The sequence below is a fragment of the Mesorhizobium sp. M3A.F.Ca.ET.175.01.1.1 genome (assembly GCF_004791945.1).
Lineage (GTDB): Bacteria > Pseudomonadota > Alphaproteobacteria > Rhizobiales > Rhizobiaceae > Mesorhizobium.
Genome location: NZ_SRTP01000024.1, coordinates 20,873 through 40,188, shown reverse-complemented (window position 1 = coordinate 40,188; position 19,316 = coordinate 20,873). Strand labels below are relative to the sequence as shown.

At 64.2% G+C, this 19,316-nt stretch carries 20 protein-coding genes and 2 pseudogenes; 13 read left to right on the top strand and 9 right to left on the bottom strand.

The window, feature by feature from the left end:
• Window positions 1-223 precede the first annotated feature (223 nt).
• From EN818_RS29950 to EN818_RS29940, 3 genes and pseudogenes are all read right to left on the bottom strand, one after another.
• Window positions 224-576: pseudogene (locus EN818_RS29950) on the bottom strand (DUF488 domain-containing protein).
• A gap of 79 nt (window positions 577-655) precedes the next feature.
• Window positions 656-1,912, bottom strand: a complete 1,257-nt coding sequence (locus EN818_RS29945; protein ID WP_135906180.1) for an aminopeptidase — start codon at window positions 1,910-1,912, stop codon at window positions 656-658.
• Window positions 1,913-1,989: 77 nt separating this feature from the next.
• Window positions 1,990-2,903: pseudogene (locus tag EN818_RS29940) on the bottom strand (LysR substrate-binding domain-containing protein).
• Between the two features lie 99 nt (window positions 2,904-3,002).
• On the opposite strand from EN818_RS29940, the gene EN818_RS29935 reads away from it, so the two are divergent.
• The 3 genes from EN818_RS29935 (at window position 3,003) to sbmA (ending at window position 5,831) form a co-directional block, all read left to right on the top strand.
• Window positions 3,003-3,200, top strand: a complete 198-nt coding sequence (locus EN818_RS29935) for a hypothetical protein (RefSeq protein WP_135906179.1) — start codon at window positions 3,003-3,005, stop codon at window positions 3,198-3,200.
• 88 nt (window positions 3,201-3,288) lie between these two features.
• Window positions 3,289-4,449 carry a YbfB/YjiJ family MFS transporter gene (locus EN818_RS29930; protein WP_135906178.1) on the top strand — a complete coding sequence of 387 codons (1,161 nt, stop codon included), beginning with the start codon at window positions 3,289-3,291 and terminating at the stop codon, window positions 4,447-4,449.
• 122 nt (window positions 4,450-4,571) lie between these two features.
• Window positions 4,572-5,831, top strand: coding sequence for a peptide antibiotic transporter SbmA (gene sbmA / locus EN818_RS29925; protein ID WP_129553097.1), 1,260 nt, complete (start codon window positions 4,572-4,574; stop codon window positions 5,829-5,831).
• Between the two features lie 21 nt (window positions 5,832-5,852).
• Here the strand turns inward: sbmA and EN818_RS29920 are convergent, their stop codons facing one another.
• On the bottom strand, window positions 5,853-6,869 hold the full coding sequence (locus EN818_RS29920) for a polysaccharide deacetylase family protein (RefSeq protein ID WP_135906177.1): 1,017 nt from the start codon (window positions 6,867-6,869) through the stop codon (window positions 5,853-5,855).
• Between the two features lie 213 nt (window positions 6,870-7,082).
• Between EN818_RS29920 and EN818_RS29915 the strand changes: the two genes are divergently transcribed.
• From EN818_RS29915 to EN818_RS29880, 8 genes are all read left to right on the top strand, one after another.
• A complete protein-coding gene (locus EN818_RS29915) occupies window positions 7,083-7,748 on the top strand; it encodes a tetratricopeptide repeat protein (RefSeq protein ID WP_095805512.1) in 666 nt (221 codons plus the stop codon).
• 67 nt (window positions 7,749-7,815) lie between these two features.
• Window positions 7,816-9,243: a ribosome biogenesis GTPase Der gene (gene der / locus EN818_RS29910; RefSeq protein ID WP_135906176.1), complete on the top strand. Its 1,428-nt coding sequence runs from the start codon at window positions 7,816-7,818 to the stop codon at window positions 9,241-9,243.
• Between the two features lie 126 nt (window positions 9,244-9,369).
• Complete coding sequence (locus tag EN818_RS29905) at window positions 9,370-10,554, top strand: cell wall hydrolase (RefSeq protein ID WP_095805514.1); 1,185 nt, start codon at window positions 9,370-9,372, stop codon at window positions 10,552-10,554.
• A 254-nt stretch (window positions 10,555-10,808) separates the two neighbouring features.
• The gene (locus EN818_RS29900) at window positions 10,809-11,201 is read left to right on the top strand and encodes an AtpZ/AtpI family protein (protein WP_095805515.1); all 393 of its coding nucleotides are present in this window, start codon (window positions 10,809-10,811) and stop codon (window positions 11,199-11,201) included.
• A 65-nt stretch (window positions 11,202-11,266) separates the two neighbouring features.
• Window positions 11,267-12,025 (top strand): F0F1 ATP synthase subunit A, encoded by a 759-nt coding sequence (locus tag EN818_RS29895; RefSeq protein ID WP_095805516.1) that lies wholly within the window; start codon window positions 11,267-11,269, stop codon window positions 12,023-12,025.
• Between the two features lie 79 nt (window positions 12,026-12,104).
• Window positions 12,105-12,329: a F0F1 ATP synthase subunit C gene (locus EN818_RS29890; protein WP_040971820.1), complete on the top strand. Its 225-nt coding sequence runs from the start codon at window positions 12,105-12,107 to the stop codon at window positions 12,327-12,329.
• Window positions 12,330-12,390: 61 nt separating this feature from the next.
• Window positions 12,391-12,972 carry a F0F1 ATP synthase subunit B gene (locus EN818_RS29885; protein WP_135906175.1) on the top strand — a complete coding sequence of 194 codons (582 nt, stop codon included), beginning with the start codon at window positions 12,391-12,393 and terminating at the stop codon, window positions 12,970-12,972.
• A gap of 10 nt (window positions 12,973-12,982) precedes the next feature.
• On the top strand, window positions 12,983-13,474 hold the full coding sequence (locus tag EN818_RS29880; protein WP_095805518.1) for a F0F1 ATP synthase subunit B: 492 nt from the start codon (window positions 12,983-12,985) through the stop codon (window positions 13,472-13,474).
• A 240-nt stretch (window positions 13,475-13,714) separates the two neighbouring features.
• Here EN818_RS29880 and EN818_RS29875 read toward each other — a convergent pair whose 3' ends face one another.
• Window positions 13,715-14,413, bottom strand: coding sequence for a ribonuclease HII (locus tag EN818_RS29875; RefSeq protein ID WP_095805519.1), 699 nt, complete (start codon window positions 14,411-14,413; stop codon window positions 13,715-13,717).
• A 244-nt stretch (window positions 14,414-14,657) separates the two neighbouring features.
• Complete coding sequence (locus tag EN818_RS29870; protein WP_135906174.1) at window positions 14,658-15,812, bottom strand: PA0069 family radical SAM protein; 1,155 nt, start codon at window positions 15,810-15,812, stop codon at window positions 14,658-14,660.
• A gap of 149 nt (window positions 15,813-15,961) precedes the next feature.
• On the opposite strand from EN818_RS29870, the gene EN818_RS29865 reads away from it, so the two are divergent.
• Window positions 15,962-16,465: a glycosyltransferase gene (locus EN818_RS29865; RefSeq protein ID WP_135906173.1), complete on the top strand. Its 504-nt coding sequence runs from the start codon at window positions 15,962-15,964 to the stop codon at window positions 16,463-16,465.
• Between the two features lie 169 nt (window positions 16,466-16,634).
• Window positions 16,635-17,609 carry a hypothetical protein gene (locus EN818_RS29860; protein WP_135906172.1) on the top strand — a complete coding sequence of 325 codons (975 nt, stop codon included), beginning with the start codon at window positions 16,635-16,637 and terminating at the stop codon, window positions 17,607-17,609.
• 13 nt (window positions 17,610-17,622) lie between these two features.
• Here the strand turns inward: EN818_RS29860 and moaB are convergent, their stop codons facing one another.
• Genes moaB through EN818_RS29845 form a run of 3 tightly spaced genes read right to left on the bottom strand, consistent with a single transcriptional unit; the run spans window position 17,623 to window position 19,270 of the window.
• On the bottom strand, window positions 17,623-18,177 hold the full coding sequence (gene moaB / locus EN818_RS29855; protein WP_135906171.1) for a molybdenum cofactor biosynthesis protein B: 555 nt from the start codon (window positions 18,175-18,177) through the stop codon (window positions 17,623-17,625).
• Window positions 18,177-19,058, bottom strand: a complete 882-nt coding sequence (locus EN818_RS29850; RefSeq protein ID WP_135906170.1) for a 4-(cytidine 5'-diphospho)-2-C-methyl-D-erythritol kinase — start codon at window positions 19,056-19,058, stop codon at window positions 18,177-18,179. Before EN818_RS29850 ends, moaB begins: the two co-directional genes overlap by 1 nt.
• 26 nt (window positions 19,059-19,084) lie before the next feature.
• Window positions 19,085-19,270, bottom strand: a complete 186-nt coding sequence (locus EN818_RS29845) for a hypothetical protein (RefSeq protein WP_095805525.1) — start codon at window positions 19,268-19,270, stop codon at window positions 19,085-19,087.
• Between the last annotated feature and the right edge of the window lie 46 nt (window positions 19,271-19,316).

The following is a 19,316-nucleotide window of genomic DNA, read 5'->3' as shown; positions in this document are numbered from 1 at the left end:
GGGCGAACACCTCATTCGGGTCGCGCCCGGCAAGCAACTGGTCCAGAAGTTCTTTCTCGATAGCCATGTGATGATTCTCTCCTTTCCATCATCATGGCCTCGCGCACAGAATTCCTGACAGTCCCCGGCGGGCCAGCACCCCCTCTGCCCTGCCGGGCATCTCCCCCGCAAGTGGGGAGATCGGCCGTCGCGTCGGCCTTCGCCAGTCGCTAACGCTGTCAGCTCACGCACCTCGCAAATACTCAGCCAGCGCCACCGCATTATTATGCGCCTCGTCATGCGCGCCGTAGAGCAGCGTCACTTTGCCGTTCCGAAGCAGACCGCGCAGTTCAGACACCGCCTCCTCATCCGGTCAAGCTCGGCCCAATACCGCTTCTGAAACTCCGCCCAGCGCTCCGGATCATGCCCAAACCACTTGCGCAACGCGTCGCTCGGCGCGATCTCCTTCAGCCACAGCGCCAGCGCGGCGTCCTTCTTGGCAACGCCACGCGGCCAAATGCGGTCGACCAGCACCCGCTGGCCATCGGCTTTATCCGGCGCCTCGTAAATGCGCTTCACGGCTATCTCGAAGGCCACGACGCCTCCTTGTCCAAGCAATTCCAAGAAAAGTGTATGGCGGTTTTCTGTCCGGAATTGCCCAAGCACCGAGCCCGCTTTAGGCCCATTCGCCCTCGCGCATGACCGGCACGCGGCTGCCGTCCCTGGTGACGCCGTCAATGTCGATCTTGTCCGAGCCGATCATCCAGTCGATGTGGATGAAACTCTTGTTGCCGCCGCGCTCGGCGATCTCCTCCGGAGTAAGCGAGGCGCCGTTGACGAAGCACTTCGAATAGCACTGCCCGAGCGCGATGTGGCAGGCTGCGTTCTCGTCGAACAGCGTGTTGAAGAACAACAATCCGCTCTTCGAGATCGGCGAGGAATGCGGCACCAGCGCCACCTCGCCGAGCCGGCGCGCGCCCTCGTCGGTGTCCAGGACCTTCTTCAAGACATCCTCGCCCTTGGCGGCCTTGGCCTCGACGATCCGCCCACCTTCGAAGCGCACCGATATCTCATCGATCAGCGTGCCCTGGTAGGAGAGCGGCCTGGTCGAGCAGACGTGGCCCTCGACCCGCCTTGCATGCGGTGTGGTGAAAACTTCCTCGGTCGGGATGTTCGGGTTGCAGGTGATGCCATTCTTGGCGGTCGAGGCGCCGCCCATCCATTCATGGCCCTCCGCCAGCCCGACCGTCAGGTCGGTGCCCGGCCCGGTGAAATGCAGTGCGTGAAAATTGTGCTCGTTCAGCCATTTGGTGCGCTCGGCCAGCGCCGCGTTGTGGGCCCGCCAGTTGCCAATCGGATCTTCGACGTCCACACGCGAAGCCGAGAAGATGGCTTCGGCGAGCTTCGCCACGGCGACGTCGTCGGCCTCGCCCGGAAACACTTGGCGCGCCCAGGCAAGGTCGGGATAGGCGACGATGTTCCAGTTGATGTCGAAGCCGGTGATCTTCTCCAGCGCCGGCCGATAGGCCATCGAGTTCGCCTTGTTGGCGCGCGCCACTTTGGCCGGGTCCTGCGCTGACAGCAGCGACGGGTCCTCGCCGCGCACCGCGAGCCGCGCCGCGTTGTTGGCGAAGGCTTTCGCCATGCCTTCGTAGAGCCAGTCGGCGGCGCGGTCGAAGCCGGCATCGGTGCCGTGGCGGAAGCGGGCCAGCGTGATCTCGTCGTCGTTGAAGATCGGCGTAACCAGCCCGGCGCCGGCCTTGTAGGCATGCTCGACGATGCGCCGTGTCAGCGGCAGTGCCGCGATCGACGACGTCAGCACCAGATCCTGTCCCGGCTGCAGCTGCAGCCCGACCTTGACGGCGACCTCGGCCAGCCTGTCGAGCTTTACCGGGTCGATGGTTGCCGAGACGCCGCGCGAATGTGTGGTCATGATCCTGCCTGCCGTGATTGTGGGACTGATCCTTACATAGACCGGTGCGGCTGGCCTTTCCACCGCGATCGACTGGGTCAGGCGGCGCTGTCCAACGCCCGGAACTGCGCCATCGTCGCTTCGATCTCCTCGCGGATCCAGACTTTGAAATCGCGCACCTTGCGGCTTTCGCTTTTTGTAGCCGAGGTCACCAGCCAGTAACCCAGCCCGCTCTCGGCACGCACGCCGAAGGGCGCGACCAGTCGCCCATCGGCCAGCGCGTCGGCGGTCAGCAATTGCCAGGCAAGCATCACGCCATGGCCGGCGATGGCTGATTCCAGGCAAAGCATCGGGTCGGTGAAACGCGCGCCTTTCTGGAAGGTGACCGGCTCGGCGCCGGCCGCCTCGAACCAGCTGTCCCAGCTGATGTCGAGCGCTCGTCGGTGATGGCGCAGGTCGTGGCGAGATCCTCGATCGATTTCAGCCTGGCTGCAATAGCGGGCGCGCAGACCGGGAAGATCTCTTGCGCAAGCAAAAGCTCCGCACGCACCTCCGGCCATTTGCCGTCGCCCATCCGGATCGCGACGTCGATGTCGGAACGGTCGAGATCGGCGATCCTCCCCGAGGCGTCGATGCGCAAGAGCACGCTGGGGTGGCGGGCGAAATGCCGCGACAGCCGGGGCAGCAGCCATTTCGAGGCGAAGGCCGGCGCCACCGATACCACCAGCGTACATTGGCTCGTCTCGTCGGCCAGAGCCACCGCTTGCGCGAGCTCGCGAAAGCCGGCGCTCAGCCGGGCCGTGAAGACGGTGCCGAACTCCGTCGGCACCAGTCCGCCCGGCGTTCGTTCGAACAGCGCCTGTCCAAGCTGTTTTTCCGTGCGCTTGATCTGCTGGCTGACGGCGCTGGCCGAGACGTTCAGCTCGGCGGCTGCCGCTGCGAGCGATCCAAGCCGGGCGGCGGTTTCGACGGCGCGCAGGCCGTTAAGATGGATACGGTTCAACATTGCCATTCAGTTTTTCTAAACCGCTTAGGGCGAAATCTCAATTGAAACGGGGCGAGAGGAGGCCGATTTTGTTGAGGTCTAGGGACCAACATTGGAGGTGTTCGGATGAAGATTTTATCTTTTCTGAAGACGCTCTCGGTGCCCGGACCGCGAGGAGGCCGGCGTGATGAGAGCGAGATCGCTCGCTGGGTCGTCGATCCACTGTCGCATCCGGTACTCGACACGATGTCGGAACGCGAGCTTGGCGACATGCCGTTCCGGCTGACGGCCGGTCGCACGGCCTACGAGACGGCCTGCCGCTGACTGCGGCCTCGAGCGGGGCGAAGGGCGGCAGTACTGGCCCAACGCAAGCGCATTGTTTCGCCTGCGCACACACTTATTGTGCGCTGCAATGAACTTGGCCTCGCCCACTCCCTTGCGCCTCGCCCTTGCCGGCATGGTTGCGCTTGCCGTCGCCATGGGCATCGGCCGTTTCGTCTACACGCCGATCCTGCCCGGCATGATGGATGAGTTGCATCTGACGCCGGCCGATGCCGGCTGGATCGCCTCAGCCAATTATCTCGGCTACCTGATCGGCGCGCTCGCTGCGGCCGGCGGCTGGGCGCATGGGCGAGAGCGCACGCTGATGTTTGCGAGCCTCGCCGCCAGCGCCATTCTTGCGGGCCTCATGGGATTGACCGGGACGATGGCGGCCTTCCTCGTCATCCGCTTCCTCGCCGGCCTCGCCAGCGCCTTCGTCATGGTGTTCATGGCCTCGATCGTCTTCAGCCATCTTGCCGCTGCCGGCCGGAGCGATTTGCAGGCGCTGCACTTCGGCGGCGTCGGTCTGGGCATAGCCGCGTCCTCGGCGCTGCTGGCCGTCCTCGTCACCGAACATGCCGTCTGGTCCGCTGGCTGGCTGTGGTCGGGAGCAATCTCTGCCGTCGGCCTGCTCCTCGTCGCGCTGCTTGCAGGGTCCGCCACGCCGGCCAACGGCGTGGACGGGCCCGAGCCGGCGCTGCCCAAGGAGAGGTCGCTGACCAAGATGATCCTCGCCTACGGGCTGTTCGGTTTCGGCTATGTGGTGACGGCAACCTTCCTCGTCGCCATTGTACGCCAGGGCGGCGGCGGTCGCGTCTTCGAGGCCGCGGTCTGGATGGTTGCCGGCTTGGCCGGTTTTCCTTCTGTCTGGTTCTGGCAGAAGCTCGCCGGCAGGATCGGGCTCTACGCCGCTTACGTCGCGAGCTGCCTGGTCGAGGTGGTCGGCGTCACCGCGAGTGTCGTCGTCAAAGGCTCCGCTGGACCGCTGATTGCCGGCGTCCTCGTCGGCGGCACCTTCATCGCCATCACCGCGCTCGGCCTGCAGGCGGCAAGACAACTCGCACCCCAGGCGCCGCGCCGCATCTTTGCGGTCATGACCGCCGCCTTCGGCGTCGGCCAGATCATCGGTCCGATCGCCGCCGGCCTGCTTGCCCAAGCCGCCGGCAATTACGTGCTTGCCTCCGTGATGGCGGCAGTCGCCCTGCTGTTGTCCGGCGTCATCGCCTGGTCGGCTGCGCCAAAATCGCCATGATTTGCAGCCTTGCTCGGCGCCGGGCATGGGGCACGGGCATTTGCTTTCCCACTAATGTGTGACCTTATGCCCGCCGACAGCAACCTCGCTGATTTGCGATTCGACCCGAGGAACCCGCCACAGTGTTCGTATCCTTCTTCCCGCAGCCGAAGCTCTTCTTCACCTCGGCCGCCGCCTGGAGCCTCGCGGCGATCTTGTTCTGGTTCTTCGGCGGCGAGCAACTGGGCGCTATGATCGGCCTGCCTCCGGCAGCGGCAGGAGTTCCGCCGATCATCGGCATTGCGGTCCTGTGGTCAAAACCGTTTCTGTGGTTCTATATCTACTTTGCGGCCTGCGTAGCCATCTTCTACGCCTTCTGGGCCTGGTATGCCCCGCACCCGTGGCAGAACTGGTCGATCCTGATGACCGCTGTCGTCCTCTTCTTCATCTATTTCAACGTGCAGGTCAGCGTCGCGGTCAACAACTGGTACGGCCCCTTCTTCGACTACGTGCAGGGGCTTATGTCGGGAACGACCGCGTCGACCGACACGGAGTTCTACAAGGGGTTGGCCGACTTCTCCTGGCTGGCGCTGGTCGGCATGAATGTGCAGGTGGTCAATGCCTTCATCGTCAGCCATTGGATCTTCCGCTGGCGCACCGCGATGAACAACTATTTCATGGCGAACTGGACTCGGCTGCGTCACATCGAGGGCGCCTCGCAGCGCATCCAGGAAGACACAATGCGCTTCTCGCAGATCATGGAGGACCTGGGCTCGACATTCGTCCAATCAATCATGACCCTGATCGCCTTCCTGCCGGTGATGATCCAGCTTCAGGCGCACATCACCGAACTGCCGATCGTCGGTGCGGTACCGCAGCCTCTGGTCGTTGCGGCTCTGGCCTGGTGCGTCTTCGGCACGGCCTCGGTGATGCTCGCCGGCCTCAAGTTGCCGGGCCTGCAGTTCCGCAACCAGCGCGTCGAGGCAGCCTACCGCAAGGAACTCGTCTATGGCGAAGACCATCCCGACCGGGCTCAGCCGGCGACAACGACGGAGCTGTTCGCCAATGTCCGCCGCAACTACTTTAGGCTCTATTTCCACTACATCTATTTCAACGTCGTCAGGTACACCTACCTGCAGGCCGACAACATCTTCTCGCTGCTGATCCTCGGACCGTCGCTGGTGGCGCACAAGATCACCTTCGGTGCTCTCAACCAGATATCGAATGCCTTCGGCAAGGTGACGAACTCGCTGCAGTTCCTGCTGAATTCCTGGTCGACGATCGTCGAGCTGCAATCCGTTCACAAGCGCCTGCGTGCCTTCGAGGCGACCCTCCAGGGTGAGCCGCTGCCGGATATCGACCAGCGCTATCTGGCACGGCAGGGCGCCGAGGATCCGGCCTGAACTGGACCTGATGGTGGGCGCTCAGCCGCCCGCCGCGACCCTTTGCGCGGCGCCGCCTCGCTGCCGCTCGACATAGTCGCGGAAGCTGATGCACTCGACCTGCTGCATGACGCAGACCTCGTCGGCAAAGCGCTCCAGCGCGTTCCAGTAGGCGCCGTCATTCATCTGGGTGAAGTGAAAGCCCAACTCCAGCGGCATGCGCTTGCCATTGTACTGGGCGTCGAAGGCGGCGCGGAACGCGTCGTAGGTGCGGCCGGCGAACACGTTCGCCATGGACGGCCTCTCGAAGCCGCCCGAATGCCGGACATAGAGATTGTAGTCCATCGCGACCACCGGCCTCGCTTCCGGCCCTTCCGGAACCAGCGGCAGCGAGAAGCGCGTGATGCCGTTCTTGCTCGGCGGCGAGGCGGGGGCTTTCGACACACCGCTCGCGTCGTACCGGAAGCCGGCTTCGGGCAATGCTTCATAAAGCGCCTTGTCGGTCGATAGATACGGCGCGCGGAAACCGGTCACGGCATGGCGCGCGAAACCGCGCCAGTCGTCCGGTTCGGGTGAAATGCCGTTGATGGCGTAGGCATTCTCGAAGATGTGCCGAAATTCTGCGAACTCTGCCAGCCAGTCGGCTTTGCTCCAATTCTTGCCGTCGAAATGGCCGCAGGCATGGCTGCCGATGTCGTGGCCCTCGGCGGCAGCGAGCCGGATCTGCTCCAGCCTGTCAGCGACTTCCTGCTTGGATGCCGCGAAGCCGATGTTGGATTTGCCGGCGCCCTTGCCGGGCGCGGTGTATTCCTGCCGCGTTTGCGGCGAGAGCAGAAACACGCAGGACAGAAAGTAGGTGAAGTGCGCGCCGGTGCGCTTTGCCAATGCGCGGCTGCGCTCCCATTGCGAGATCTCGCGCGCGCTGTCGAAAGAAATGAGGACGACCTGCTTGGGTTTGGTCGGCGTCGGCGCCAGCGGTCTGGGCGGATCAGCAAGCGCCATGCCAGAGAAGGCTACCCATGCGAGACCGAAGACGAGGATGCGAAACGATTGTGGCATGGGCAGGCTTTCGGCGCTTTCAGCTTGTTCGAAAGCCGGCTATTGCCCAAATGTGGCATCGATGCGTTCCACGTCGGCTCTCAGGCCGCGCTGGCTTGTCCAGCCGATTTTCCGAGCGGACCCCTTCCATGGCGACAAAATTTCGCTAAAACGCGGGCTCAAGAAGCGCCCGCCAAAGGGCGATAGTCGCGGCCTGCAATGGTTTTTGATTTGATGTCGGACGACAGTTTTATCCGCGAGGTCAACGAAGAGATTCGTCGCGAGCAGGCACAGGCGCTGTGGGATCGTTTTGGTCCGGCCCTGCTCGGCCTCGCGATCCTGGTCGTGCTGGCGACGGCCGGCGTCGTTGGCTACCGCTATTGGGACGAGACCCGCGCCAACCGCTCGGGCGATGCCTTCTCCCAGGCCCTCAAGCTTGCCAATGACGGCAAGAACGACGAGGCGATCGCCGCGCTCGATCAGCTGGAAAAGGACGGCTACGGCGCCTATCCGCTGCTTGCCCGCATGCGCGCAGCGACCGTCAAGGCCGAAAAGGGCGACGTCGATGGAGCCGTCAAGGACTTCGACGAGGTTGCCGCCGACACCGCCATTCCCGCTGGCATCCGCGACATGGCGCGGCTGAGGGCCGCCCTGCTGCTCGTCGACCACGGCTCCTTCGCCGATGTTTCCAGCCGCGTCGAGGCGCTGACCGCCGACACCAACCCGCTGCGCAGTTCGGCGCGCGAGGCACTCGGCCTCGCCGCCTGGAAGGAAGGCAAGTCGGCGGACGCGCTGAAACTGTTCGACCAGATCTCCTCGGATGACGGCGCCCCGCGCAATGTGCGCCAGCGGGCCCAGCTGATGGCCGAGTTGATCCGCGGGTCGGGCAGCGCTTCGTAGCGCATGTCGCCCAAAAGTGCGCAGCGGTTTTGGGGACAACGACATGCAGAACAAATGGTAAAGCCGGATGGGCTTCAAAGTCGCCATCATCGGTCGGCCTAACGTCGGCAAATCGACTCTTTTCAATCGGCTGGTCGGAAAGAAGCTGGCGCTTGTCGACGACACGCCGGGCGTGACGCGCGACCGCCGTGTCCATCCAGCGAAGCTCTACGATCTTCATTTCGACGTCATCGATACCGCCGGTTTCGAGGACGCCGCAGCCTCGACACTGCCCGGCCGCATGCGCCAGCAGACCGAGATCGCGATCCGCGAGGCCGACCTGATCTTCTTCACCGTCGACGCCAAATCCGGCCTGATGCCCGACGACCGCACTTTCGCCGACGCGGTGCGCAAGTCGGGCAAGCCGGTCGTGCTGGTCGCCAACAAGGCGGAAGCCCGCGGCGCGCAGGGCGGCATGCTGGAGGCCTGGGAGCTCGGCCTCGGCGAGCCGATCCCGGTCTCGGCCGAGCATGGCCAGGGCATGCCCGACCTGCGCGATGCGGTGATTGCGGCGCTCGGCGAGGAACGCGCCTTCGGCGAGGACGAGGAGCCGAGCGACGAGATCGCCGTGAGCGAGGTGCTGATCGGAGAGGATATTGCCGATCCGGACGCCGAGCCCGCCTATGACGACACCAAGCCGCTGCGCATCGCCGTCGTCGGCCGCCCGAACGCCGGCAAGTCGACCCTGATCAACGCGCTGATCGGCGAGGAGCGGCTGCTGACAGGTCCTGAAGCTGGCATCACCCGCGATTCCATCTCGGTCGACTGGGACTGGCGCGGCCGCCGCATCAAACTGTTCGACACCGCCGGCATGCGGCGCAAGTCGAAGGTGCAGGAAAAGCTGGAAAAGCTTTCGGTGCAGGACGGATTGCGTGCCATCCGCTTCGCCGAGATCGTCATCATCGTGCTGGACGCCACCATTCCCCTCGAGAAGCAGGATCTGCAGATTGCCGACCTGATCATCCGCGAGGGCCGCGCCCCGGTGATCGCCTTCAACAAATGGGACCTGATCGACAATCCCCAGGAACTGCTGGCCGAGCTGCGCGAGAAGACCGAGCGGCTGCTGCCGCAGGTGCGCGGCATCCAGGCGGTGACGGTCTCGGCCGAGACCGGGCGCGGCCTGGACCGGCTGATGGATGCCGTCATCAAGACGCACAAGGTCTGGAACGGCCGGGTCTCGACCGGAAAACTCAACCGCTGGCTGGAAGGCATCCTTGCCCACCATCCGCCGCCCGCCGTCGCCGGCCGCCGGCTGAAGATCAAATATGTCACGCAGGCCAAGACCCGCCCGCCGGGCTTCGTCGTCTCCTGCTCGCGGCCGGACGCCATGCCGCAATCCTATGTGCGCTATCTGTCGAACAGCCTGCGGGAGGCCTTCGACATGCCGGGCGTGCCGATCCGGATGGCGCTGCGCACCTCTGACAATCCTTTCGCGGGTCGCGCGAAGAAGCGGTGATCGTCAGCCGGCAACGCCCCTTTTTGCCCTTAACATAAAAACAACACGATCGATCTCGTTAACCCACCATCAAGGTTAATGCTTCATTTTGGCTCTCCAGGAGTCAGTGGCGTTCTGGAGAGTTCCGTGCATCGACGCGTTGTAAAGCGGCTTGTCGCCGCCGCCGGTGAGAGCAAGCGTTCCTTCCTGCCTCCTTTGCTTCTCGGGCTCGGCATCTGGGTCGGTTTCCCGTCAGTCGTTGCCTATCAGGACATGGCGAGCCTTGTTTCCGGGCTGGAGGCGCCAAGCGCCCGTTGGAACGCCTATGTCGAAAAATCCGCCGCCGGTTCGGTGCATGCCGCTGAGATGCCGTTCGTCGATTCCGTTTCCACCGGCTCGATCTCCGGCTCCGGCGTGCAGTTGCCGGGGGTGGGCATCGTGGCGTTTCGCGGCAAGGGCAATGTCGCCGGCACCACGCCCGATGAAGACCGCGTCGTGCGCGCCGACAAAAAGGGCCGCATCGTCCAGGTCTCGCCGGTCGCACCGCCGAAGAATTTCAGCGCCGGCTCGATCTTCCAGCGCACATCTTCACTGCTTCGTCCCAGCATGGACAGCGGCCTGAAGCTGACCTTCGCCAAGCCCGGCATCAAGGGCAAGGAGGTGCAGATTGCCCAGGCTTTCCACCTTCGCCTCGACAAGAAGCCGGATCCCGGTGTGCCCGCCGCGCTCGTCGCGCTCGTCAACAATGACAAGCCGGACATCCTTGCCACTGCCTACGCCCAGGCGGCGCCCGACTACGCCAAGGCCTCGCCATTCGAGGCGCTGCTGCAGGACGAGCAGCCCAATGATGGCCGCTTCATCCCGCCGATGGGCCAGGGCGACCATGCCTGGATGCAGAACCCGTTGCCGGCGAGCGTCTTTTCCCAGCCGGAGCAGGCCTGTCTGGCCAAAGGCATCTATTTCGAAGCACGCAGCGAACCCGTTCGCGGCCAGGCCGCGGTAGCGCAGGTGATCCTCAACCGCGTCCGCAATCCGGCCTATCCGAAGACCATCTGCGGCGTCGTTTACCAGAACGACAACTGGTTCAACCGCTGCCAGTTCTCCTTCGCCTGCGACGGCAGGAAGAAGCGCATCAACGATCCGGTCGCCTACAAGACCGCCCAGGACGTTGCCATGGCTGTGACGGCCGGCAAGATCTTCATTCCCGAGGTCGGCTCCTCAACGCATTACTATGCCAACTACGTCCATCCGGGCTGGGCGCGCGCCATGAAGCGGATGACCAAGATCGGCCTGCATATCTTCTATCGCACCTATGGCGGCGGCTGGAGCTGAGCCGTCCTACCGGGCCCAGGCAGCACTGGACTGGCGTGTTGATTGGCGCGCCCTGCCGCCCGGATTCGCGCCGAGTCCTCGAGCGGGCGTGACGGGCACGATGTCGCACCTGAGTAAGCCATTGATTTTCAACGGGAAAATACATCGCACTGAAGTTCGGCCCGTGGCTTGACGGGCGCGGACCCTCTAACTATGTTGCCGGCGACTTTAGAAGCGGACGGACGGTGATAGTCTGCCCGGGCAGGGGGGTTGCGATGGCCGACAAAAACGGGCCAGACGGAACCGGAGAAACCGGCCGCGGCAAACAGCATGAAGCCGCTATCCGTGACGACGAACTTGAGCGCCGCCGGCGCGAGCTTGAAGCATCGCTTGCGACAAGACGCACGGACCGGCTCGAGGGGAAAGACGAAGCGAGCGCTGCGACCGGTTACGGTCAGGCACTGAAACTGTCCAGCGAGTTCATCGCCGGGGTGGTGGTTGGTGTCGGCTTGGGCTGGTTCATCGACCGTCTGGCGGGGATCGCGCCCTGGGGGCTGATCGTCGGGCTATTGCTCGGCTTCGGCGCCGGCATACTGAACGTCCTGCGTTCGGCAGGGCTTGCACCGCAATTCGGCCAGGGCGACAAGCCGCGCGAGCCGAAAAAATGAATGAAGCGCCGCAAGGCGCAAATGTGAACTTTGGAAGCCGGTTGTGGCTTTGACGGGGATTAAAAGTGGCTGCTGACAAGGTCGATCCGATCCACCAGTTCCAGATCCATCCGATCATCCCGCTGCATATCGGCGGCTACGACGTTTCCTTCACCAACTCCGCTCTGTTCATGGTCGTGACGGTCCTCGTCGCTTCCGCTTTCCTCTACATGAGCACCGCCAGCCGCAGCCTCATTCCGGGCCGTCTTCAGTCGGTTTCGGAAATGGCCTACGAGTTCGTCGGCAACATGCTGCGCGACGCGGCCGGCAAGCAGGGCATGCAGTTCTTCCCGCTGGTGTTCTCGCTGTTCATGTTCGTGCTGGTCGCCAATCTCATCGGCCTGTTCCCCTACTTTTTCACCGTTACCAGCCATATCATCGTCACCTTCACTCTGGCCGCGCTGGTCATCGGCACCGTCATTGTCTACGGCTTCGCCAAGCACGGGCTGGGCTTCCTCAAGCTGTTCGTCCCGCATGGCGTGCCTGGCTACCTTCTGCCGCTGGTCGTGGCGATCGAGGTTATTTCCTTCGTCTCGCGCCCTGTCAGCCTCTCGGTTCGTCTCTTCGCCAACATGCTGGCAGGCCACATCACGCTGAAGGTTTTTTCGGGCTTCGTCGTCAGCCTCAGCGCGCTCGGCGCCGTTGGCATTGCCGGCTCGGTTCTGCCGCTCGCCATGGCGGTCGCGCTGACGGCACTGGAACTGCTGGTCGCCTTCCTGCAGGCCTATGTCTTCGCGGTGCTGACCTGCATGTACCTGAACGACGCTCTGCACCCGAGCCACTGATCGATTTCTCCGGCGCCGCGGCGCCAGCATACCCAACGTACCAACCGCAACGACTACGAAAAACCACAGGAGTTTTGAAATGGACGCAACTGCAGCAGCTGCTATCGGCGCTGGTATCGCCTGCATCGGCATGGGCGGCGCGGGCATCGGCCTCGGCAACATCTTCGGCAATTATCTGTCGGGCGCCCTGCGTAACCCGTCGGCAGCTGACGGCCAGTTCGGCCGCCTGATCTTCGGCTTCGCCGTCACCGAAGCTCTGGGCATCTTCTCGCTCCTGATCGCTCTGCTGCTGGTCTTCAAGTAAGAGCCAGAGCTGACGCAAGGGGCCGCATGGTGCGGCCCCGCTCTATGGACAGGGGAATGAGATGTTCGTGACATCTGCCTTTGCGCAAGAATCCGCGCCGGCCGCGGCCGAAGGCGAGACGCATGCAGGCACTGCCGTGCCTGCCGAGGAGCATGGCACGTTCCCGCCGTTCAATGCCGCGACCTTCCCGTCGCAGATCTTCTGGCTCGTCATCACCTTCGCGCTCTTCTATCTATTCCTGAAGCGGATTGTGATGCCGCGCGTCGGAGGTATAATCGACGTCCGCAACGACCGCATCACCCAGGATCTCGACCATGCCGCAAGGCTGAAGGGCGAGGCCGATGCCGCGGTTGCTGCCTATGAGCAGGAACTGGCCGAGGCCAAGTCTCGCGCCAACGCGATTGGGCAGCAGGCGAGCGAAGCCGCCAAGGCGGAAGCCGAAGGCACGCGCAAGAAGCTCGAAGCGGAACTTGAGAAGAAGCTTGGCGAGGCCGAGGCGAGCATCGCCTCGATCAAGGCCAAGGCCATGAAGGAAGTCGGCACGATCGCCGAGGACACCACCTCGGCCATCGTCGAGGCGCTTGTCGGCGGCAAAGCCGACAAGGCCGAGATCGCGGCCGCGGTCAAATCCGCGAGCCGGTGAGGAGCGCATCATGGACGCCACATCACTCGCCACGCTCTGGGCAACGATCGCCCTGGTCATCTTTCTCGGAGCCGTCATCTATCTGAAGGTGCCGGGCATGCTGGCCAAGTCGCTCGATGCCCGCGCGGCCAAGATCAGCAGCGAGCTCGAGGAAGCGCGGCGGCTCCGCGAGGAGGCTCAGCAGCTTCTTGGCCAGTACCAGAAGAAGCGCAAGGAAGCCGAGCAGGAGGCCGCCGACATCGTCGCCGCCGCCAAGCGCGAGGCCGATCTGCTTGCCTCCGAGGCGCACAAGAAGACCGAGGACTACGTCGCCCGGCGCACCGCACTCGCCGAGCAGAAGATCAGCCAGGCCGAGCGGGAGGCGATCGGCGAGGTGCGCGCCAGCGCCGTCGACATCGCCGTCGAAGCGGCCCGCGTGCTGCTTGCCGCCAAGGTCGATGCCAAGGCTGGAGCCGACCTCTTCAAGTCCGCATTGCAGGACGTGAAGGCCAAGCTGAACTGAGCTGTCGGCAGTTTCGGGATCGAAAGCCGCCTGGGCAACCCGGCGGCTTTTTTATTGGGGCGTGGACAGTCCCCCTTGAGGAGGAGATGTCGTTGAAGGCGACAGAGGGGGTCGGTTCGACTGGGTGCGACGCTCTACTGACGCAAATGCCGTGTTGAAGAAAAAGGGCGTCGGCGCTTCACGCGCGACGACCCCCTCCTGCCTGCCGGCCATCTTCCTCTCGATGGCCTCTCGAGGGGATTATTCCAACCCTGCGAAGCTCTCTTCTTCCTCCGCCACCTCGACACCGCCCAACCGGAACGGCGCAAAGGATGCCCGGTGCAGTCTTGCCACCGGGCCATGCGCCTCGATGGCGGTGCGGTGGCGGACCGTCGCATAGCCCATATGGACTTCGAAGCCGTAGCGTTCGTGATGACCGCCGCAGCCGCACATCATGCGGTCGCGCATCACCTTGGCGACGATCGAGGCAGCGGCGATGGACTGGGAGCGCTGGTCGCCTTTGATCAGTGCGCGGCCTTCGCAGGGCAGCCCGGGAGGCACGTCGCGGCCGTCGGCCAAAGCCAGCTTCGGCTGCAGCGACAGGCCCGCCGCGGCACGTCGCATCGCCTCCAGGCTGGCCTTCAGGATGTTGCTGTTGTCGATGCCTTCGGCGCTGATCGAGGCCATCGAGACGCTGAGCGCCGAGCCCAGGATTCTCAGGAATAGCGCCTCGCGTTGCAGGTGGGTGAGACGCTTGGAATCATCGAGGCCTTCAGGGATGTTGGCGGGGTCGAGCACGACGGCTGCCGCGACTACCGGACCGGCGAGCGGGCCGCGGCCGGCCTCATCCATGCCCGCCACAGGCCAGAGGCCCTGGGCCATCGCCTTGGTCTCGACAGAGAAGTCGGGCTTCTCGACCATTTCGAAGAGAGGCGGAGAATCGGAACGCGCGCGAGCCATGGTGCGGCGAGGTTCGCATCGGCTCCGATCCTCCGCAAGTCCCTCCGGGTCGATGGGGCGTCGGACCCGGAGGGCACCGTCTCACGGCCGGGGACAGGGGCCGGACGGGATACTTGAGCAATTCCAGGAAAACTGCGCGGCGGTTCTCCGAATTGCGGGAAAACAAATACTTAGCAGGTTGCAATCCAGCAAAACCGGGCCTTCCGAATTGCTTAACGCCGGCCTTGTGTGGCCGGCGCCTTCTTCACAGCAGCATCAGCTGCTCGCCGGCACTGGAACCTGCGACGAAATGGTCCGTCCTGAGCGACCGCCGTTCGACATTCAGCCCGAGCCGCTTGGCTGCGATCTCGAAGCGCCGGCCGATCTGCCAGGCGTAAGGACCGGCGCCTTTCATGCGCTTGCCCCATTCCGAATCGTAGTCCTTGCCGTCGCGCATCGAGCGGATCAGCGACATCACATGCCGGTAGCGGTCGGGATAATGGCGCAGCAGCCAGTCCTTGAAGATCGGCGCCACTTCCAGCGGCAGCCGCAGCACGACATAACCCGCCTCACGGGCGCCAGCAGCGCGGGCCGAATCGAGGATGCGCTCCAGTTCCGGATCGGTCAGGCCAGGGATGATCGGTGCGACCATGACCGAGGCCGGGATGCCGGCGTCGGACAGCTGCCTTATCGCCTCCAGCCGCTTGGTCGGCGTCGAGGCGCGCGGTTCCATCGTGCGCGCCAGCATGCGGTCGAGCGTCGTTACCGACAGCGCCACCTTGGCGAGTCCCCGTTCGGCCATCCGCGACAGGATGTCGATGTCGCGCGTCACCAGAGCCGACTTGGTGACGATGCCGACCGGATGGCCGCGTGCCTCCAGCACCTCCAGGATCTCGCGCATGATCCGGTAATTCTTCTCGATCGGCTGGTAGGGATCGGTGTTGGTGCCGATGGCGATGGTGCGTGGCTGGTAGCCCGGCTTCGACAATTCCTTGTCCAGCATGCGCGCCGCGTCCGGTTTGGCGAAGAGCTTGGATTCGAAATCCAGCCCAGGCGACAGGCCCATGAAGGCATGGGTCGGCCGGGCGAAGCAGTAAACGCAGCCATGTTCGCAGCCGCGATAGGGATTTATCGAGCGATCGAAGGAAATGTCCGGCGATTCGTTGCGCGTGATGATGGTGCGCGGTTTCTCGACCTGAACCTCGGTCTTGAACGGCGGCAGTTCCTCCAGCGAGTTCCAGCCGTCGTCGAATACATGCCGGCTGACCGGCTCGAAACGGCCGGACGGGTTGATGCCGGCTGAACGCCCGCGATTGCGCTCGGGGCGCACGCGCATGCCGCTCTGTTCGATCATCGCATTCGCCATTTCGGCCCTGCCTGCTCGGAAGGCAGCAATGTCGGCACGCACGATCTGTTCCATTTTCGCCCTCTCCCAAGGACTGTCGGCAGGCTGTCGAATCGCTCTGTTCATGAAATTATTCCTATTTCGCCCAAGAGAACAAAGCAAGAACTTTTTGCCATGTAAGACCGATCTGGCGCGGCCTGCGGCTTTCCGCTATTCGGCTAGGAATGCTCAGCGTTCTCATCGAAACCAGGAACGACGAAGAGGGACTGGCCCGCACGCTGGCCTCGCTGGTCGGCGGCGCGGTCGAAGGCATGGTGCGTGATGTCATCGTCTGCGATGCCGGTTCGACCGACCAGACGCATCGCGTCGCCGAACATGCCGGCTGTCACTATGTTGCGGGTGGCATTGCCGCCGGCATCGGCCATGCCAAGGGTGACTGGCTGCTGATCCTGGAGCCTGGTGCGCGGCTGGCCGAAGGCTGGATCGAGGAGGTCGCCCGCCACACCGCAAAACAGACGATGCCGGGGCGTTTTTCGCGCGCACGCGGCAATCGGGCGCCGTTCCTGGCGCGCGTCTTTTCTACAAGGCGGGCGTTGGCCCAAGGCCTCGTCATCAGCAGGCGCCAGGCCGCAGCCCTCGCAAAGACCGCGCGCAGCGCCGAGGCGCTGGCACGCGGCCTCGCCACAAGGAAGCTGGACGCGGAGATCTGGGTGGCGCCGCCGAAATGAAGCCCAGAAGAGAAAGCAGGGCGGTAATTTCAGCCATCGCTTTATTGTGCGTTGCACAAATTAGAAGGTGAGGCTAGCATCTCCTTCATGCGGGACAATCGGGTTTGGGCAAATGCCGAAAAGGCAGGCGGCTGACGCCTCCGTCGGACGCCATCCATAAGAGGACCCGATGACACTTGCTACCCCAGACGATTCCGGCGCGGACAGCCTGGAGGCCATTGCCCGCAACGGCAGCTTGTTCAGGCGCATTGCCGTGCGCATCCCGACCTATCTGACTGATCTTCGCGAGAACCCGGCCTGGCTGCCGATGTTCGTGCTGGCCCGCACCATGCCGGGACGCCGCATGCACTGGCTGGGCGCCAAGCGGGCTCGTCCCCTGCAAACCGCAGGCGAGACGATGTTCACCGGCACCGAGCGCGAGGCCGTCGTCGAGGCGTTGCGCTCTGATGGCCTGTTTTCGGGTCTCATGCTGCCGCAGGCGATTCATCAGGAGATCGCCGCTTTCGCGCAGCGCACGCCTTGCTTCGGCAATTTCGACCGTCGTCTCGAATTCATGCCGGGCGAGCATGCCGAGGCGGAAAGGCGGTTTGGCCGCTCGCTGCTCAGCGGCCATTATTTCGAGCGCATTCTGGATTGTCCGGCGGCTTTGGCGATCCAGAAGGACCCGCTGCTTCTCGACGTCGCCCAGCATTACCTCGGCGGTCAGGCGAAATTGATCACCACGCGCGTCTGGTGGAGCTTCCCGACCGGCAAGGCTTCAGACGCCGACAAGAACCTCGCCTCGCTGGGCAAATACCATTTCGATCTCGACGACTGGCGGATGCTGAAATTCTTCTTTTATCTGAAGCCTGTCGATGACGGCACCGGGCCACATGTCTATGTCCGAGGCAGCCACAAGCGCCGGGCGATCAAGCATCAGCTGACGCTTCTGGTCGGCCATCCGGCGGAGGAGGTGCTGGACGTCTACGGGACGAACAGTCCGGTCACGCTGACCGGCGGGGCAGGGCTTGGCTTTGTCGAGGATCCGTTCGGCTTCCACATGGGCACGGTGCCGGCGCATACGCCTCGGCTGATGATGGAGATCGGCTTCGGCGTGTCGAAGCCGTCGCGCCGCCGCTTTCACGGCGAGCCTGTGATCCGCTGACGGCGGCAGCCGCCTATCCGGCCTTGCCGTCCCGCCGCAGATGCTCGTCCAGCCGCGGCATGATCTCGACGAAGTTGCAGGGCATGTGCCGGTAGTCGAGCTGCGGCTTCAGGATGCCGTCCCAGGCGTCCTTGCAGGCGCCGGGAGAGCCCGGCAGCACGAACACGAAGGTGGCGTTGACGACGCCGCCTGTCGCCCGGCTCTGGATCGTCGAGGTGCCGATCTTGTCGTAAGAAATGCGATGGAAGACTTCCGAAAAACCATCCATGCGTTTTTCGAAGATCGGCTCCAGCGCTTCCGGCGTCACGTCACGGCCGGTGAAGCCTGTGCCACCGGTGGTGATGACGACATCCACCGCCTCGTCCTTCGACCAGACGAGCACCTTTTCGCGGATTTTTTCGCGCTCGTCGGTGACGATGTCACGGGCCGCCAAGATGTGGCCTGCCTCCGCGATGCGGTCGGCCAGCGTCTGGCCGGATTTGTCGTCGGCAAGGCTGCGCGTGTCGGACACCGTCAGCACCGCGATGCGCACCGGGATGAACGGCCGGTTTTCGTCGGTCCTGGCCATCAGTCAGCCTCCATGCTGCGCGTCGCGGCCACGAACCAGTCGGGATGGCGGCCGCGGATCTCGATCGCCGCCCGTTTGGCCATGTTGCCGGTCTCGAAAAGACCGAAGCAAGTGGCGCCCGATCCGGACATGCGGGTGAAGGCCGCTCCGGCTTTGTCGAGCGCCTTGAGCGTCTCGCCGACGGCCGGTTGGATCGAGCGAGCAACCGGTTCGAGATCGTTGCGGGTGACCTCCAGCCAATTGCGGATGGAGTGGAAATCGAGACGATGTGGCAGCGGCGGCAGCGCCTCATTGTCGCGCTTGGCGAGCGCTTTGAATATGTCGGGCGTAGAGACCGCGGCGCCAGGATTGACCAGCACCAGCGCCAACGCAGGAAACGTCGCGACCGGCGACAGCTCATCGCCAATCCCGCGCGCGATCAGGGGCCTGGCAGCCAGGCACATCGGCAGGTCGGCGCCGAGCGTCAGGCCGGTCCGCGCCAGCCCGGCATCGTCGATATCAAGGTTCCATAGGCCTGCAAGTCCGTTGAGAACGGCTGCCGCGTCACTGGAGCCGCCGCCGACGCCGGAAGCGATCGGCAGGTTCTTCTCCAGCCGGATGGCGACGGACGGCGTCCGCCGCGGACCGGCTTCCCGCCGCAACGCCTCGCGAGCCCTCAGCACCAGATTGTCGCCGTCGAGCGGCACGCCGGAGGCGTAGCGCCCGGATACCGAGAATTCATCGCGCTCCGCCGGCTCGATCTCCAGCCGGTCGCCGAAGCGGGTGAAGACGACCAGGCTGTCGAGCAGATGGTAGCCGTCGGCGCGCCGTCCGGTCACATGCAGCGCAAGATTGATCTTGGCGGGCGCAAGCCATGTCCTGGCCTGTGTCCCCGGCTCCAGAATGTCGGCTGCTGGCGAGATGGTGGTCAGTCCTTGGCCAGGCGGTATTCGCCGGTCTTCGGATCCTTGACCAGCGTCCCCATCGTGCCGTTCGCCGCCTGTTTCTCGGTGCGCCGGATCTTCGCCGTCACGCGCTCGGCCTCGCGGATGAAGGCGCGGTAGCCGAAATAGGCGGCGGCGCCGACAACGGCAAAGAAGATGATCTGCGGCATCTCGAAACTCCTCCCGCGATTGCGCGGCAAGGCCGGCCGGACGGGT

Coding starts and splice junctions, on each gene's coding strand:
- EN818_RS29945 (WP_135906180.1), bottom strand. CDS start 1,912: ATGACCACACATTCGCGCGGCGTCTCGGCAACCATCGACCCGGTAAAG.
- EN818_RS29935 (WP_135906179.1), top strand. CDS start 3,003: ATGAAGATTTTATCTTTTCTGAAGACGCTCTCGGTGCCCGGACCGCGA.
- EN818_RS29930 (WP_135906178.1), top strand. CDS start 3,289: ATGAACTTGGCCTCGCCCACTCCCTTGCGCCTCGCCCTTGCCGGCATG.
- EN818_RS29920 (WP_135906177.1), bottom strand. CDS start 6,869: ATGCCACAATCGTTTCGCATCCTCGTCTTCGGTCTCGCATGGGTAGCC.
- EN818_RS29915 (WP_095805512.1), top strand. CDS start 7,083: ATGTCGGACGACAGTTTTATCCGCGAGGTCAACGAAGAGATTCGTCGC.
- der (WP_135906176.1), top strand. CDS start 7,816: ATGGGCTTCAAAGTCGCCATCATCGGTCGGCCTAACGTCGGCAAATCG.
- EN818_RS29900 (WP_095805515.1), top strand. CDS start 10,809: ATGGCCGACAAAAACGGGCCAGACGGAACCGGAGAAACCGGCCGCGGC.
- EN818_RS29890 (WP_040971820.1), top strand. CDS start 12,105: ATGGACGCAACTGCAGCAGCTGCTATCGGCGCTGGTATCGCCTGCATC.
- EN818_RS29885 (WP_135906175.1), top strand. CDS start 12,391: ATGTTCGTGACATCTGCCTTTGCGCAAGAATCCGCGCCGGCCGCGGCC.
- EN818_RS29880 (WP_095805518.1), top strand. CDS start 12,983: ATGGACGCCACATCACTCGCCACGCTCTGGGCAACGATCGCCCTGGTC.
- EN818_RS29875 (WP_095805519.1), bottom strand. CDS start 14,413: ATGGCTCGCGCGCGTTCCGATTCTCCGCCTCTCTTCGAAATGGTCGAG.
- EN818_RS29870 (WP_135906174.1), bottom strand. CDS start 15,812: ATGGAACAGATCGTGCGTGCCGACATTGCTGCCTTCCGAGCAGGCAGG.
- EN818_RS29865 (WP_135906173.1), top strand. CDS start 15,962: ATGCTCAGCGTTCTCATCGAAACCAGGAACGACGAAGAGGGACTGGCC.
- EN818_RS29860 (WP_135906172.1), top strand. CDS start 16,635: ATGACACTTGCTACCCCAGACGATTCCGGCGCGGACAGCCTGGAGGCC.
- moaB (WP_135906171.1), bottom strand. CDS start 18,177: ATGGCCAGGACCGACGAAAACCGGCCGTTCATCCCGGTGCGCATCGCG.
- EN818_RS29845 (WP_095805525.1), bottom strand. CDS start 19,270: ATGCCGCAGATCATCTTCTTTGCCGTTGTCGGCGCCGCCGCCTATTTC.